The sequence below is a fragment of the Burkholderia sp. MS455 genome (genome assembly GCF_016899445.1).
GTDB lineage: Bacteria > Pseudomonadota > Gammaproteobacteria > Burkholderiales > Burkholderiaceae > Burkholderia > Burkholderia pyrrocinia_C.
Window position 1 is genome coordinate 849,044 of the sequence record NZ_CP041779.1, and the last position, 13,680, is coordinate 862,723.

At 68.6% G+C, this 13,680-nt stretch carries 17 protein-coding genes; 16 read left to right on the plus strand and 1 reads right to left on the minus strand.

The genetic code is table 11. The features are described 5' to 3' along the window. The first annotated feature begins 63 nt into the window (after nt 1-63). The 8 genes from FPJ27_RS23060 to groL all read left to right on the plus strand — a co-directional run bounded on the left by FPJ27_RS23060 (nt 64) and on the right by groL (nt 5,794). Entirely contained in the window at nt 64-423 is a 360-nt protein-coding gene (locus tag FPJ27_RS23060) for a hypothetical protein (protein WP_204425901.1), read from the plus strand. Between the two features lie 25 nt (nt 424-448). Further along, complete coding sequence (locus FPJ27_RS23065) at nt 449-964, plus strand: sigma-70 family RNA polymerase sigma factor (RefSeq protein WP_072436428.1); 516 nt, start codon at nt 449-451, stop codon at nt 962-964. After that, nucleotides 961-1,743: an anti-sigma factor gene (locus tag FPJ27_RS23070; protein ID WP_204425902.1), complete on the plus strand. Its 783-nt coding sequence runs from the start codon at nt 961-963 to the stop codon at nt 1,741-1,743. Before FPJ27_RS23065 ends, FPJ27_RS23070 begins: the two co-directional genes overlap by 4 nt. A 40-nt stretch (nt 1,744-1,783) precedes the next feature. After that, nucleotides 1,784-2,215, plus strand: a complete 432-nt coding sequence (locus FPJ27_RS23075) for a quinol oxidase (RefSeq protein WP_239483392.1) — start codon at nt 1,784-1,786, stop codon at nt 2,213-2,215. Beyond that, on the plus strand, nt 2,212-2,844 hold the full coding sequence (locus FPJ27_RS23080; RefSeq protein WP_072436195.1) for a DUF1571 domain-containing protein: 633 nt from the start codon (nt 2,212-2,214) through the stop codon (nt 2,842-2,844). Before FPJ27_RS23075 ends, FPJ27_RS23080 begins: the two co-directional genes overlap by 4 nt. 44 nt (nt 2,845-2,888) lie before the next feature. Then, nucleotides 2,889-3,404, plus strand: coding sequence for an SRPBCC family protein (locus tag FPJ27_RS23085; protein WP_204425903.1), 516 nt, complete (start codon nt 2,889-2,891; stop codon nt 3,402-3,404). Nucleotides 3,405-3,813: 409 nt separating this feature from the next. Continuing rightward, complete coding sequence (locus FPJ27_RS23090) at nt 3,814-4,107, plus strand: co-chaperone GroES (protein ID WP_026044985.1); 294 nt, start codon at nt 3,814-3,816, stop codon at nt 4,105-4,107. Between the two features lie 46 nt (nt 4,108-4,153). Then, the gene (gene groL, locus FPJ27_RS23095; protein WP_072436194.1) at nt 4,154-5,794 is read left to right on the plus strand and encodes a chaperonin GroEL; all 1,641 of its coding nucleotides are present in this window, start codon (nt 4,154-4,156) and stop codon (nt 5,792-5,794) included. Between the two features lie 144 nt (nt 5,795-5,938). Here groL and FPJ27_RS23100 read toward each other — a convergent pair whose 3' ends face one another. Next, on the minus strand, nt 5,939-6,805 hold the full coding sequence (locus FPJ27_RS23100; RefSeq protein ID WP_072436193.1) for a hydroxymethylpyrimidine/phosphomethylpyrimidine kinase: 867 nt from the start codon (nt 6,803-6,805) through the stop codon (nt 5,939-5,941). Nucleotides 6,806-7,060: 255 nt separating this feature from the next. On the opposite strand from FPJ27_RS23100, the gene FPJ27_RS23105 reads away from it, so the two are divergent. The 8 genes from FPJ27_RS23105 to FPJ27_RS23140 all read left to right on the plus strand — a co-directional run bounded on the left by FPJ27_RS23105 (nt 7,061) and on the right by FPJ27_RS23140 (nt 13,680). Continuing rightward, nucleotides 7,061-7,231: a rubredoxin gene (locus FPJ27_RS23105; RefSeq protein WP_004186709.1), complete on the plus strand. Its 171-nt coding sequence runs from the start codon at nt 7,061-7,063 to the stop codon at nt 7,229-7,231. A gap of 104 nt (nt 7,232-7,335) precedes the next feature. After that, the gene (locus tag FPJ27_RS23110; RefSeq protein WP_204425904.1) at nt 7,336-8,637 is read left to right on the plus strand and encodes a hypothetical protein; all 1,302 of its coding nucleotides are present in this window, start codon (nt 7,336-7,338) and stop codon (nt 8,635-8,637) included. Nucleotides 8,638-8,819: 182 nt separating this feature from the next. Next, nucleotides 8,820-9,398 (plus strand): YqgE/AlgH family protein, encoded by a 579-nt coding sequence (locus FPJ27_RS23115; RefSeq protein WP_006491354.1) that lies wholly within the window; start codon nt 8,820-8,822, stop codon nt 9,396-9,398. Next, the gene (gene ruvX / locus FPJ27_RS23120; RefSeq protein ID WP_027788201.1) at nt 9,395-9,844 is read left to right on the plus strand and encodes a Holliday junction resolvase RuvX; all 450 of its coding nucleotides are present in this window, start codon (nt 9,395-9,397) and stop codon (nt 9,842-9,844) included. Before FPJ27_RS23115 ends, ruvX begins: the two co-directional genes overlap by 4 nt. Next, nucleotides 9,831-10,346, plus strand: a complete 516-nt coding sequence (gene pyrR, locus FPJ27_RS23125; RefSeq protein WP_204425905.1) for a bifunctional pyr operon transcriptional regulator/uracil phosphoribosyltransferase PyrR — start codon at nt 9,831-9,833, stop codon at nt 10,344-10,346. The genes ruvX and pyrR overlap by 14 nt, the downstream gene beginning before the upstream one ends. 74 nt (nt 10,347-10,420) lie before the next feature. Beyond that, nucleotides 10,421-11,452, plus strand: a complete 1,032-nt coding sequence (locus tag FPJ27_RS23130; protein ID WP_072436190.1) for an aspartate carbamoyltransferase catalytic subunit — start codon at nt 10,421-10,423, stop codon at nt 11,450-11,452. A gap of 61 nt (nt 11,453-11,513) precedes the next feature. Next, entirely contained in the window at nt 11,514-12,803 is a 1,290-nt protein-coding gene (locus FPJ27_RS23135) for a dihydroorotase (protein WP_204425906.1), read from the plus strand. A gap of 19 nt (nt 12,804-12,822) precedes the next feature. Then, a complete protein-coding gene (locus FPJ27_RS23140) occupies nt 12,823-13,680 on the plus strand; it encodes a lysophospholipid acyltransferase family protein (RefSeq protein ID WP_204425907.1) in 858 nt (285 codons plus the stop codon).

Sequence of the window (13,680 nt, forward strand, 5' to 3'; positions counted from 1 at the left end):
ACGAAGCCGATCGTCCCGTCCGGCGCCGCCGTGTCGCGATGCCATGTCAAAAGGAGAACGGGAATGAAACGGATGCTTTTCGCCGCCGCGCTGATGGCGGCGATCGTGCGGCCGGCGGCCGCGGAACCGCCACAGGTCGGCGACGGGAAACTGGTCGACGAAGATCACATGACGCTATACGTGTTCGATCGCGACGCACCCGGCAAGAGCGCGTGCGACAGCGCGTGCGCGGCCAACTGGCCGCCTGCGATCGCAGACTCGTACGACAAGGCGTCGGGCGCGTGGAGCCTCGTCACGCGCAGCGACGGCAAGAAGCAATGGGCGTACCACGGACACCCGCTGTATCGCTGGAAGATGGACCACAAGGCCGGCGACGCGGGCGGCGACGGGATCGGCGGCATGTGGCACGTTGCACGTCCGTAACGGCGCGGCGACGCGCGACGCATCGATGAGCTACGAATCGGACCTGCTGGTGTGGCTGCCCCATCTCACGCGTTATGCGCGTGCGCTGACGGGCGACCGGGCCTGGGCGGACGATCTCGTGCAGGACACGCTCGAGCGCGCGCTGAACCGGCCGCCGCGCGACGGCGGCAACCTGCGCGCGTGGCTGCTGACGCTGCTGCGGCACCGCTTCATCGACCAGTTGCGTGCGCGGCACGAGATCGCGGTCGACGATGCGACGGCACCGTGGCAGACGATGGCCGCGCCGTCCGGCGAGATCGGCGGGCTGGTGCTGCGCGACGTGCAGCGCGCGCTGTACCGGCTGCCCGTCGAACAGCGCGAGGTGCTGCTGCTGGTCGCGCTCGAGGAGTTGAGCTATCGCGACGCCGCGCAGGTGCTCGGCGTGCCGGTGGGAACGGTGATGTCGCGGCTCGCGCGGGCGCGCGGGCAGATGCGCGCACTGCTGTCGGACGAGCCGTCGGCGCACGGCACGGCCGCGTTACGGGTAATCGGGAAGACATGATGGATGAATCGCGCAAGCCTTCGAACGAGCGGGACGACGATGCGTCGGCGCAACTGCTGTCCGCGTTGCTGGACGGCGAGCTGTCCGGGCACGAGCAGCGCGAGATGCTCGAGCGCCTGCAGTCCGATCCGAAGGAAGCCGAACGATTCGCGCATTACCGCGCCCAGTGCGATGCGCTGCAGGCGCTGTTTCCGTTGCCGGGCGCCGCGCCCGCGCTGTTCGTGCAGCGCCGCGCGCCGCGCCGGCGCGCTATCGCGTATGCGTTCGCGGGGCTGGCGGCCGGGCTGCTGATCGGCGTCGCGCTGCATGCGGGCTGGGCAGCGTTCGGCAGCGAACCGGCGTTCGCCGCGCGCGCGGATGTCGCGTATGCGGTGTACGCAGCCGATCGCGAGCATCCGGTCGAGGTCGGCGCGGGCGATCCCGCGCACCTTGCCGCGTGGCTGTCGGCGCGCGTCGGGCGGCCCGTGCGCGCGCCGTCGCTCGACGAATACGGCTACGTGTTGCTGGGCGGCCGCTTGCTGCCCGGCGACGCGGGGCCGGCCGCGCAGTTCATGTACCAGCGGGCGGACGGCAAGCGCGTGACGCTGTACATGACCGCTTACGACGCGCGGCACCTCGCGCCGCGGGCGATGTCGGCCGACGGCCGCTACACGTATTTCTGGTCGGATCGCGGCATGGGCTATGCGCTGTCCGGCCGCGGCGACGAACGGCACCTGCGCGAGCTCGCGATCGAAGCGTGCGGCGCGCTAGGCGGCTCGACCGACGCGTGGAAGGGATGACGTGCGCGGCGCCGGCAGGGAGCAGGCGATGAAGATGAAGATGAAGAGGACGATGACGAAGGCGCTCGTGCTGATACCGGTGCTGGCGGCGCTCGCCGCGGGCGCCGCGCTTGCGTGGGCCGACGGCGACGCGCCGGTGCGCGTGCCGGTGGACGCAGACGGCGTGCAACGGGTGACGATCGTCGGCGGCAGCTATTTCTTCCGCCCGAACCACGTGATCGTGCGCGCGCGCGTGCCGGTCGAGCTGACCGTGTCGGCCGAGCCCGGCGTGGTGCCGCACAGTTTCGAGATCGACGCGCCGCAGGCCGGCATCGCGGTGCACACCGAACTCGGCACGACGCCGAAGACCTTTCGCTTCACACCGGCGCAGCCGGGCCGGTTCGCCTACTATTGCACGCATCGGCTGCTGTTTTTCAGGAGCCATCGCGAGCGCGGGATGGAGGGCGTGCTCGACGTCGAGGCGGCGCCGTGATCGCCGCGTTGCTGGCCGCGAGCCTGATAGGAGCGAGCATGACAGCCGATCCCGTGACCGTCGCGCAGGCGCATTTCGACCACGTCCGCTCGTACCGCGCGACGATCCGGTCGTCGGCGCGGGGTGGCGAACACGCCGAAATCCGCTACGCGTACCTGAAACCGGGCTTCGTCCGGATGGATTTCGTGTCGCCTCATCACGGCGCGGTGCTTGCATACGATCCCGGCGACGGCAAGGTGCGGCTGCGCCCGTTCGGTGCGCACGCGCCGCCCGCGTTGACGCTGTCGCCGTCCAATCCGCTCGTGCGCGACCGCAGCGGCCACCGGGTCGACCGGTCGGACGTCGGCGAACTGCTGCGCAACGTTCATGCGCTGCAGCAGGGCGGCGCGACGGTGACCGAAGGCGAGGAGGCTGTCGGCGGCCGGACCGCGCTGCGCGTGTCGGTCACGGGCGCGCCCGCGCATGCGGTCGGCGGCGTGCATCGCTACCGGCTGTGGCTGGACGCCGAGGACGGCTTTCCGCTGAAGGTCGTCAGCTTTGCGGACGATGACGACGTGCCGCTCGAAACCGTGACGCTCGACGATATCGAGATCGACGTCGCGTTTCCCGAGCGCTTCTTCGCGCCCTGATCGGTGCGCTGATTCATGCCCCTGACGCGCATGCCGGAGGCTGCATGGCGGAATACCGGTTCTCGACGACCTGGCGCGTGGACGCCCCGCTCGCAGCGGTCTGGGACGCGATCTACCAGGTCGACCGCTGGCCCGACTGGTGGAAGGGCGCCGTGCGCACCGTCGAGATCGAGCCGGGCGACGCGCGCGGCGTCGGTGCGCTGCACCGGTATACGTGGAAGGGCGCGCTGCCGTACCGGCTGACCTTCGACATGCGCGTGAGGCGCGTCGAGCCGGGGCATGCGCTCGAAGGCCGCGCGAGCGGCGCGATCGAAGGCGACGGATGCTGGTCGTTTGCCGGCGACGGTGCGTGCACCGTCGTGCGCTACGACTGGCACATCCGCACGCAACTGATGTGGATGAACTGGCTGGAGCCGATCGCGCGCCCGTTATTCAAATGGAATCACGACGTCGTGATGCGCGAAGGCGCGAAGGGCCTCGCGCGGCTGCTGGGCGCGGCGGTCGAGACGGAGGGCCGGACGTTCCGGCCGCTGTCGGGCGCGGGCTGCGCCGATACGTGACGGCGTGCGACGGCGCGTGAGGGCCGTCCGGCGTACGCGAAGGCGGCGCTGCAGCATGCCGGACCGGCGCCGGTGCAGGTTTTTTGATGCGCTGTCGCCGGCCTCGGGAACTCCGTGCTTACCCGGTGTCCAAACGGGGCTGGATGGGATGCGCGGGCCCCACGGGCCCGCCGGCCGGGCCGGGCAGCGTTCGTCATGGTTTTGTTTCTAAAGGGTTTTTTGTTGTTTTCGCGTGCTTTTCCCTCTGCCGCGCCGTTCAAAAAATTCCTCCGGTTTCCCTTCTTGAATTTGTCAAAACCCGTCCATATAATTAGCACTCGCTGCACGAGAGTGCTAACAATTCTCTGCCGGGCGATCCGCCGGGCAGATTCCCAAGCGTTCTTCAATCTCAGTCAAGAGAGGAGTGAATATGAACCTTCGTCCTTTGCACGATCGCGTGATCGTCAAGCGTCTGGATCAAGAAACCAAGACCGCCTCGGGCATCGTCATCCCCGAAGCCGCTGCTGAAAAGCCGGATCAAGGCGAGATCCTCGCGGTCGGCCCGGGCAAGCGTGACGACAAGGGTGCCCCGATCGCGCTCGACGTGAAGGTCGGCGATCGCGTCCTGTTCGGCAAGTACGCAGGCCAGACCGTGAAGGTCGACGGCCAGGAACTGCTGGTCATGCGCGAAGAAGACATCATGGCCGTGGTCAACGCTAACTAAGCGTCCTTCGACGGTACATATTCCCAAGAATTCAAGGAGTTAGAAGATGGCAGCTAAAGACGTCGTATTCGGCGATTCCGCCCGTTCGAAGATGGTCGAAGGCGTGAACATTCTCGCCAACGCAGTCAAGGTCACGCTGGGTCCGAAGGGCCGCAACGTCGTGCTCGAGCGCAGCTTCGGCGGCCCGACGGTCACCAAGGACGGTGTGTCGGTCGCGAAGGAAATCGAGCTGAAGGACAAGCTCCAGAACATGGGCGCGCAAATGGTCAAGGAAGTCGCTTCCAAGACCAGCGACAACGCAGGCGACGGCACGACGACGGCAACCGTCCTCGCGCAATCGATCGTTCGCGAAGGCATGAAGTACGTCGCATCGGGCATGAACCCGATGGACCTGAAGCGCGGCATCGACAAGGCAGTCGCAGCGGCTGTCGAAGAGCTGAAGAAGATCAGCAAGCCGTGCACGACGAACAAGGAAATCGCACAGGTCGGCTCGATCTCGGCGAACAGCGATTCGTCGATCGGCGATCGCATCGCTGAAGCGATGGACAAGGTCGGCAAGGAAGGCGTGATCACCGTCGAAGACGGCAAGTCGCTGGCCGACGAACTCGACGTCGTCGAAGGCATGCAGTTCGACCGCGGCTACCTGTCGCCGTACTTCATCAACAACCCGGACAAGCAAGTCGCCGTCCTCGAGAACCCGTTCGTGCTGCTGCACGACAAGAAGGTGTCGAACATCCGCGATCTGCTGCCGGTGCTCGAGCAAGTCGCGAAGGCTGGCCGTCCGCTGCTGATCATCGCTGAAGACGTCGAAGGCGAAGCGCTCGCAACGCTGGTCGTCAACAACATCCGCGGCATCCTGAAGACCGTCGCGGTCAAGGCGCCGGGCTTCGGCGATCGTCGCAAGGCGATGCTGGAAGACATCGCGATCCTGACCGGCGGTCAGGTCGTCGCGGAAGAAACCGGCCTGACGCTCGAGAAGGCAACGCTGGCAGAACTGGGCCAGGCGAAGCGCATCGAAGTGGGCAAGGAAAACACGACGATCATCGACGGCGCAGGCGAAGCCGTGAACATCGAAGCACGCGTGAAGCAAGTGCGCGCGCAAATCGAGGAAGCGACGTCGGACTACGACCGTGAAAAGCTGCAAGAGCGCGTGGCCAAGCTGGCCGGCGGCGTGGCAGTGATCAAGGTCGGTGCTGCGACCGAAGTCGAAATGAAGGAAAAGAAGGCACGTGTCGAAGACGCACTGCACGCAACGCGCGCAGCTGTGGAAGAAGGCATCGTGGCAGGCGGCGGCGTTGCGCTGATCCGCGCTCGCACCGCGATCGCAGGCCTGACCGGCCTGAACGCCGACCAGAACGCCGGCATCAAGATCGTGCTGCGCGCAATGGAAGAGCCGCTGCGCCAGATCGTCACGAACGGCGGCGAAGAAGCCAGCGTCGTGGTGGCGGCAGTTGCTGCAGGCAAGGGCAACTACGGCTACAACGCAGCGACGGGCGAGTACGTCGACATGGTCGAAGCCGGCGTCGTCGACCCGACCAAGGTCACGCGCACCGCACTGCAGAACGCAGCTTCGGTTGCAGGCCTGCTGCTGACGACGGACGCAGCCGTTGCAGAACTGCCGAAGGAAGATGCACCGATGCCGGGCGGCATGCCGGGCGGCATGGGCGGCATGGGCATGGACATGTAATCGACTTCGGTCGATGGTGTCGGGAACGCGCAGCGATGCGCGTTCCAGCCAAAAGAAAAGACCCGCAGCGATGCGGGTCTTTTTTGTTTGCGCGCCGGATTCGCGTGCGCGCGCCGGCCGGCGTTCACGCCCGCCGCGCGCGTTTCAATGCCGGTGCGACGTCCTCGGCACCGGTTCGACCTTCGTGGCCGGCGGCGTGTCCGCATCGTCGTTGCTGCGCGCCCAGAAGAACCGGTCGGGCAGGTACGCGCCCATGCCGGGCCGGAACGCGTCGCGCACGGCCTGGTACAGGTACTCCTGCGCCTCGCGGACTGCCTCGGGCGGCTCCTGGCCGTTCGCGAGCAGCGCCGCGATGGCCGCGCCGAGCGTATCGGTGATGCCCATCAGCCGGTGCGGCGAGCGATCCCACATGTCTTCGCGGAGCTGGCCTTCCTCGCCGTACAGCGTGTTGACGAGCCGGTGCGAGCCCGTCTCGGACGACAGGATGTACTCGCAGCCTTGCGACAGCAGATGCGACACGGCCGCGTCGAGATTCGGCGCCTCGGCGTCGCCGTCCGGCTGCGCGAGCGCGATCAGCGTCGCGTGGTCGGCGACCAGCAGCGTCGTCTGCGGCGCCAGCAGGTCGGCGATCGATTCGCGCAGGTCGTCGGCCGCGAGCACGTGCTCGTCGTCGAGCGTGAAGTCCGGCGCGAGCACGAGCGGCACGCCGTCGTAGTCGGCGACGACCTCGGCGATCGCGCTGACGACTTCCGCGCGCGTCGCCGCGCCGATCTTGAACGCGGCGACCGGCATGTCCTCGAGCAGCATGCGCGCCTGGGCGGCGACGACGTCGGGGTCGAGGCCGGTCACTTCGTCGCAGGCGGCCGAGTCGCGCACGGTGTAGCCCGTCAGGACGGATACGCCGTGACAGCCCATGCTCGCCAAGGTCATCAGATCGGCTTGAATGCCGGAGCCGCCGGTGGGATCGGATAGGCCGAAGGTGAGGACGATCGGAGGGGCGTTGCTGGACATGTAAAAATGGGGCAAGAGAAAAACGGGAAAAGCGACGGAGATGCGGACGGCGAGGCGAAATGGGCTTTTTCGGCCCTGTGTTGCCCGGCAGGCCGCACTTTTCAGCCATTATGCGGCGGAATCCGGCCCGCACGACGGATTTTTTAGCGCAGCGCAACGTAGTCGCCGGACTCCAGCGCGATTGCTAGGCAGTCCGGCCCCGACACGGTACCATCATGGCTCCCGAATTTACCGACTTTCCCGACGCGGCTTAAGATGGAATACAAGAGCTGGATGTGCCTGATTTGTGGCTGGATTTACGACGAAGAAGCCGGGCTGCCGGAAGAGGGCATTGCCCCGGGCACGCGCTGGGAAGACGTCCCGATCAACTGGACGTGTCCCGAATGCGGCGCCCGCAAGGAAGACTTCGAGATGGTCCAGATCTGACCGGACCTTCAGCCCACGGACACCCCGCTCCGGCCTCGCATCGGCCCGGCGCTCGCGCGCCGAGGTTCGCGCGAGCGGCTTGACGATGACAGGCGCGCGTGTCCATGACGTCCGATCCGGCGAACCTTCCCCTCCCTGACGCACTGCCCAACCCGCGCGGCGGGGCCGTGCGCGCGGCCGATGCGTGGCTCGCGGCGGCCGCCGACGCATTCGAGCGTCGCGACGACGCGGCCGCGCCGCTGTCCGCGGCGGCGGCCGTGCTGGCGGAAGCCGGCTGGCTGCCGGCCGCGCGTTTTGCCGGGCAATTGTCGGCCGCTGTACCACTCGTCGCCGTCGAGCCGACTTCGGCGGGCTGGCGTGCCGCGCTGCGCGATTTCAGCGCGGCCGTCGGGCGCCACAACCTGCGCGAGCTCGCCTGCTCGCCGGTTCTTTTCGAGCATTTCCGTGCATTGCGTGCGCAAAGCGCCGCCGACCTGCGCGCAAGCGCGCCGCTCGACGCGCTCGCGCTCGTCGGCCGCGCGGTGCCGCCGGCCACGCTGCGCGCGCTGCCCGATGCGTTCGCGACCCGGATACGCGCCCGCTACGAGCAGGCGCTGCTCGGTGTACTGCGGGCGCAGCACGCCGCGCCCGATGCGGCGCTCGACGAACTCGATGCGATGCAGGCGGCGCTGGCCGACGACACGCCGTACGATTTCTGGCGGCTCGCGGCCGCGTGCCTGCGCGCGCTGCGCGCGAGCGGCGCGCCCGAACTGAAGCGCTTTCTCGCGCGGACGAACCTGCTGCTCGGCGAGCAGGTGCAGGGCCTGCGCAGCGCGCCGCCCGAATTCGTGCGCGAGACGGTTGCGCTGCTGTGGCGCGATTTCGCGCTGTTCGGCGCCGCGGCCGAGGACGTTGCGCTCGTCGACGTACTGCACGACTACGGGCTGACGGTCGACTGGCACGTCGCCGGCACGCCGGCGTCCGAAGCGTTGTGGGAGGCCGATGCCGCGCGGGCCGAGCACGACGCGGTTGCCGTCGCACCGACCCGCGCGCTCGGCGTCGTGACCGTCAATGCACATGCGTATGAGGATTTCCTGCAGACCGCCGATGCGTCGATGGCCGACCTCGCGGCCGATCCGGCCGCGGCCGACACGAGTGCCGCGTGGCGCGCGTCCGGCGCCGCCTACCGGGTCGGTACGGCCGCGTGCGCGCTCGGGCTCGGCCACGCGGCGCTGCTGGCCGACACGCTCGGCCTCGCGTGGCGCCGTGCCGCGCACGGCGTACCGCTCGCCGACGGCGGCCTCGACGCGCACGGTCACGCGTCCGACATGTTGCGCGCGGCGCTGCTGAAGATCGCGGCCGGCGTCGCGCCGCCGGACCTGACCGCGGCGTCCGAAGCGCTCGGCACGGCGCTCGGCCGGACCTGACGAACAAGGGGACGGACACGCGGTGGCGACCCTTGCCGCACGGGCCCGCAACACGCTGCCGACAGTGCCCGCGCGCGTGTTAGAGTGCCGTGTGATCCGCGCGCGCCGTTGCCAGCGCGGCGCGGCGTTGCTTGTTGATCGCGGCCCGGTCAGGCCGCGGCGTCTTTGCTAAAATTCAAACCATGTCAAAGCCTTCCGATCGCATCAACCTCACCAACCAGTTCCTGATCGCCATGCCGAACATGGCCGATCCGACGTTCTCGGGAACGGTGGTCTACCTTTGCGATCACAGCGAGCGCGGTGCGCTCGGCCTCGTCATCAACCGTCCAACCGACATCGACCTCGAATCGCTGTTCAACCGCATCGACCTGAAGCTCGACATCGAGCCGCTGCTGCACATCCCCGTGTACTTCGGCGGCCCGGTCCAGACCGAGCGCGGCTTCGTGCTGCACGAGCCGGTCGAGGGCGCGAGCTACAACTCGTCGATGTCCGTCGACGGCGGGCTGGAGATGACGACGTCGAAGGACGTGCTCGAGGCGGTCGCGACGGGCACCGGCCCGAAGCGCTTCCTGCTGACGCTCGGCCATGCAGGCTGGGGCGCAGGGCAGCTCGAGGAAGAAATTTCCCGCAACGGCTGGCTGACGGTCGCCGCCGATCCGCGCATCGTGTTCGACACGCCGGCCGAGGAGCGCTTCGAAGCCGCGCTCGGCCTGCTTGGCGTCAGCTCGTCGATGCTGTCCGGCGAAGCAGGGCACGCATGAGTGGCGCGAGCGCGCGCGATGCGACGCTCCTGGCGTTCGACTACGGCGAAAAGCGAATCGGGGTCGCGATCGGCAATGCGCTGACGCGCTCGGCTCGCGCGCTCGTCGTGATCCAGAACCTGAACCGCGAACACCGCTTCAAGGCGGTCGGCGACCTGCTGGCCGAATGGCGGCCGGACGCGCTCGTCGTCGGCCTGCCGATGCATCCGGACGGCACGCCGCACGACATGACGCAGCAGGCCAAGCGCTTCGGCAACCAGCTGAACGGCCGCTTCGGGCTGCCCGTCACGTGGGTCGACGAGCGCTATTCGTCGGTCGAGGCCGAGGCCGGGCTGCGCGAGCGCAACGTGCGCGGCCGCGCACGCGCCGAGATGCTCGATGCCGAGGCCGCGCGCGTCATCCTTCAACAGTATCTCGATCAATTGTCCGACCATGAGCACCATTGACGCCGAGGCGCTTTACCGCGTCCTGCTCGACCAGATCCGCGCCGCATACGGCACGGCTTTCGCCGAACCGGGCGGCCCGCGGCTCGCTGGCATCTACAGCGGCGGCGCGTGGCTCGCCGAGCGCCTCGCCCGCGATCTCGGCGCGCCGGCGTTCGGCGTCGTGAACGTCGCGCTGCATCGCGACGACTACGCGAAGAAGGGGCTGCACAGCCAGGCCAGCCCGACGTCGCTGCCGTTCGATGTCAACGGCGCGCGCATCGTGCTCGTCGACGACGTGCTGTACACCGGGCGCACCGTGCGCGCGGCGCTCAACGAGCTGTTCGACTACGGCCGTCCGGCCTCGGTCGAGCTCGCGGTGCTCGCCGACCGCGGCGGCCGCGAGCTGCCGGTCGCCGCGCGCTTCGCGGGCGGCGCGCTAGACGTGCCGGCCGGCGCGACGCTCGTGCTCGCGCGCGACGATGCCGCGCAGTTCACGCTGCGCGTCGAGGCGCACGGCGCCTGAACGACACGCGAAACCGTATCCCGGGCCGCTGGTTTGCACCGCGGCCCGTTTGCATAGTTGGAATCACGCACACCATGACCACCGACACCACTGGCCGCACCGGCAATCCCGCGGCGGCCGCGAGCCCCGACCGGTTCCGCTACGGTTTCCTGAAGGGCAACCCGCAGCTCACGAAAAACGGCGAGCTGAAGCACCTGCTGTCGATCGAGGGCCTGCCGCGCTCGATCGTCAACCACATCCTCGATACGGCCGAGCAGTTCGTCAGCGTGACAGACCGTGAAGTGAAGAAGGTGCCGCTGCTGCGCGGCAAGTCCGTCTTCAACCTGTTCTTCGAGAACTCGACGCGCACGCGCACGACCTTCGAAATCGCCGCGACGCGCCTGTCGGCCGACGTGCTGAACCTGAACATCAATGCATCGTCGACGAGCAAGGGCGAATCGCTGCTCGACACGATCAACAACCTGTCGGCGATGCATGCCGACCTGTTCGTCGTGCGCCACGCGTCGAGCGGCGCGCCGTACCTGATCGCCGAGCACTGCGCGCCGCACGTGCACGTGATCAACGCCGGCGACGGCCGCCATGCGCACCCGACGCAGGGCCTGCTCGACATGTACACGATCCGTCACTACAAGCGCGACTTCACGAAGCTGCGCGTGGCGATCGTCGGCGACATCCTGCATTCGCGCGTCGCGCGCTCCGACATCCACGCGCTCACCACGCTCGGCGTGCCGGAGGTGCGCGCCATCGGCCCGCGTACGCTGCTGCCGGGCGGCCTCGAGCAGATGGGCGTGAAGGTGTTCAACAACCTCGACGAAGGGCTGAAGGGCGTCGACGTGATCATCATGCTGCGCCTGCAGAACGAGCGGATGAGCGGCGCGCTGCTGCCGTCCGCTCAGGAATACTTCAAGACCTGGGGCCTGACGCCCGAGCGCCTCGCGCTCGCCGCGCCCGACGCGATCGTGATGCACCCGGGCCCGATGAACCGCGGCGTCGAGATCGACTCGCAGGTCGCCGACGGTCCGCAGTCGGTGATCCTCAACCAGGTCACGTTCGGCATCGCCGTGCGGATGGCGGTGATGGGCATCGTCGCCGGCAACAACGACTGAGCCCGCTTTCGCGCATCCTGATCCAGGCATTCAACGCAATCAACGCATTCACAGACAGCGCATGAAGATTCATATCAAAGGCGGCACGCTGATCGACCCGGTCGCCGGCACCGAGCGGCAGGCCGACGTATTCGTCGCGGCGGGCAAGATCGCCGCGATCGCCGAGGTTGGCGCGGCGGCGCCGGCCGATTTCAACGCCGCGAAGACCATCGACGCGTCGGGCCTGATCGTCGCGCCCGGCCTCGTCGACCTGTGCGCGCGGCTGCGCGAGCCCGGCTACGAGCACAAGGCGACGCTCGCATCGGAGATGGCCGCGGCCGTCGCGGGCGGCGTCACGACCCTCGTGTGCCCGCCGGACACCGATCCCGTGCTCGACGAGCCGGGCCTCGTCGAGATGCTCAAGTTCCGCGCGAGCAACCTGCGCCAGGCGAACGTCCATCCGCTCGGCGCGCTGACCGTCGGCCTCAAGGGCGAAGTGATCACCGAGATGGTCGCGCTGACCGAATCCGGCTGCGTCGGCTTCACGCATGCCAACGTGCCGGTGCGCGACACGCAGGTGCTGCTGCGTGCGCTGCAGTACGCGAGCACCTACGGCTACACCACGTGGCTGCGCCCGCTCGACGCGTTCATCGGCCGCGGCGGCGTTGCCGCGAGCGGCGCGCTCGCGTCGCGGCTCGGGCTGTCCGGCGTGCCGGTCGCGGCCGAGACGATCGCGCTGCACACGATCTTCGAACTGATGCGCGTGACGGGCGCGCGCGTGCACCTCGCGCGGCTGTCGTCGGCGGCCGGCCTCGCGCTCGTGCGCGCGGCGAAGGCCGAGGGGCTGCCCGTGACCTGCGACGTCGGCGTGAACCACCTGCACCTGATCGACGTCGACATCGGCTATTTCGATTCGCAGTTCCGGCTCGACCCGCCGCTGCGCGGCGAGCGCGATCGCGAAGCGATCCGCGTGGCGCTTGCAGACGGCACGATCGACGCGATCTGCTCCGACCACACGCCCGTCGACGACGACGAGAAGCTGCTGCCGTTCGGCGAAGCGACGCCTGGCGCGACGGGGCTCGAGCTGCTGCTGTCGCTGACGCTGAAGTGGGCGGACGAGACGCGCACGCCGCTCGCGCAGGCGCTGCGCCGCATCACGTCCGCGCCGGCCGACGTGCTGAAGCTGCCGGCGGGCCGTCTGGCCGAAGGCGGCACGGCTGACCTGTGCGTGTTCGACCCGCGTGCACACTGGCGCGTCGAGCCACGTGCGCTGAAGAGCCAGGGCCACAACTCGCCGTTCCTCGGCTACGAACTGCCCGCCTGCGTGCGTACGACGCTCGTCGCCGGACAGATCGCGTTCGAGCGCCACTGAACCACGCCGGACCCTCGCCATGACTGCCATTCGCAAGCTGCGTCTCGTCTTTCATCTGTTGCGCGGCATGGCGATCGTCGCGCTGCGTTTTTCGCACGTCACGCCCGCGCGCCGCGCCGAGATGACGCGCCGCTGGTCGCTCAAGATGCTGCGGATCTGCGGGATGCGCATCGTCGTCCACAACGACGGCGCGCGGCTCGACGCGAGTGCTCTCGTCGTCGGCAACCACGTGTCGTGGCTCGACATCTATGCGGTCAACGCGTGGCGGCCGACGCCGTTCGTGTCGAAGGCCGAGGTGCGGCAGTGGCCGGTCGTCGGCTGGCTCGCCGAGAAGCTCGACACCGTGTTCCTGCAGCGCGAGAAGCGCACCGAGGCGATGCGGATCATGCACGAGATGGCCGAGCGCCTGCGCAACGGCGGGCTGATGTGCGTGTTTCCGGAAGGGACGACGTCCGACGGGCAGGAACTGCTGCCGTTCCATGCGAACCTGTTCCAGGCTGCGGTATCGGCCGGCTGCGCGGTTCAGCCGATTTGTCTGATGTATGAGGATGCGCAGCGGCGGCAGTCGGTGGCGCCGGCTTACACAGGCGAGCTGTCGCTTGGCAAGTCGCTCGACATGGTGCTGCGCGGCGGCCCGCTCGTCGCTCATCTGTACGTGTGCGAACCGATCGCGCCGGGCGGTGACCGGCGCGCGACGTCCGCGGCGGCGCGCGACGCGATCTCGGCCGCGCTCGCGTCGATGCAGGAAAAGGTCGGCAAGCCGTCGGCCGAGTCGGTCGCGGAGCTGGCGAAGCATGCGTATCCGGCGACCGAGCTCGGTGCCGGTGCGGCTGGCGACGGGGCGGCCGACGAGCCGGTGCCGGGGCGCGAGGGGTAA

Bases quoted from the DNA above. Each gene is read 5' to 3' on its own strand.
- FPJ27_RS23060 (WP_204425901.1), top strand. From the start codon at position 64: ATGAAACGGATGCTTTTCGCCGCCGCGCTGATGGCGGCGATCGTGCGG.
- FPJ27_RS23065 (WP_072436428.1), top strand. From the start codon at position 449: ATGAGCTACGAATCGGACCTGCTGGTGTGGCTGCCCCATCTCACGCGT.
- FPJ27_RS23070 (WP_204425902.1), top strand. From the start codon at position 961: ATGATGGATGAATCGCGCAAGCCTTCGAACGAGCGGGACGACGATGCG.
- FPJ27_RS23075 (WP_239483392.1), top strand. From the start codon at position 1,784: ATGAAGAGGACGATGACGAAGGCGCTCGTGCTGATACCGGTGCTGGCG.
- FPJ27_RS23085 (WP_204425903.1), top strand. From the start codon at position 2,889: ATGGCGGAATACCGGTTCTCGACGACCTGGCGCGTGGACGCCCCGCTC.
- FPJ27_RS23090 (WP_026044985.1), top strand. From the start codon at position 3,814: ATGAACCTTCGTCCTTTGCACGATCGCGTGATCGTCAAGCGTCTGGAT.
- groL (WP_072436194.1), top strand. From the start codon at position 4,154: ATGGCAGCTAAAGACGTCGTATTCGGCGATTCCGCCCGTTCGAAGATG.
- FPJ27_RS23100 (WP_072436193.1), bottom strand. From the start codon at position 6,805: ATGTCCAGCAACGCCCCTCCGATCGTCCTCACCTTCGGCCTATCCGAT.
- FPJ27_RS23105 (WP_004186709.1), top strand. From the start codon at position 7,061: ATGGAATACAAGAGCTGGATGTGCCTGATTTGTGGCTGGATTTACGAC.
- FPJ27_RS23110 (WP_204425904.1), top strand. From the start codon at position 7,336: ATGACGTCCGATCCGGCGAACCTTCCCCTCCCTGACGCACTGCCCAAC.
- FPJ27_RS23115 (WP_006491354.1), top strand. From the start codon at position 8,820: ATGTCAAAGCCTTCCGATCGCATCAACCTCACCAACCAGTTCCTGATC.
- ruvX (WP_027788201.1), top strand. From the start codon at position 9,395: ATGAGTGGCGCGAGCGCGCGCGATGCGACGCTCCTGGCGTTCGACTAC.
- pyrR (WP_204425905.1), top strand. From the start codon at position 9,831: ATGAGCACCATTGACGCCGAGGCGCTTTACCGCGTCCTGCTCGACCAG.
- FPJ27_RS23130 (WP_072436190.1), top strand. From the start codon at position 10,421: ATGACCACCGACACCACTGGCCGCACCGGCAATCCCGCGGCGGCCGCG.
- FPJ27_RS23135 (WP_204425906.1), top strand. From the start codon at position 11,514: ATGAAGATTCATATCAAAGGCGGCACGCTGATCGACCCGGTCGCCGGC.
- FPJ27_RS23140 (WP_204425907.1), top strand. From the start codon at position 12,823: ATGACTGCCATTCGCAAGCTGCGTCTCGTCTTTCATCTGTTGCGCGGC.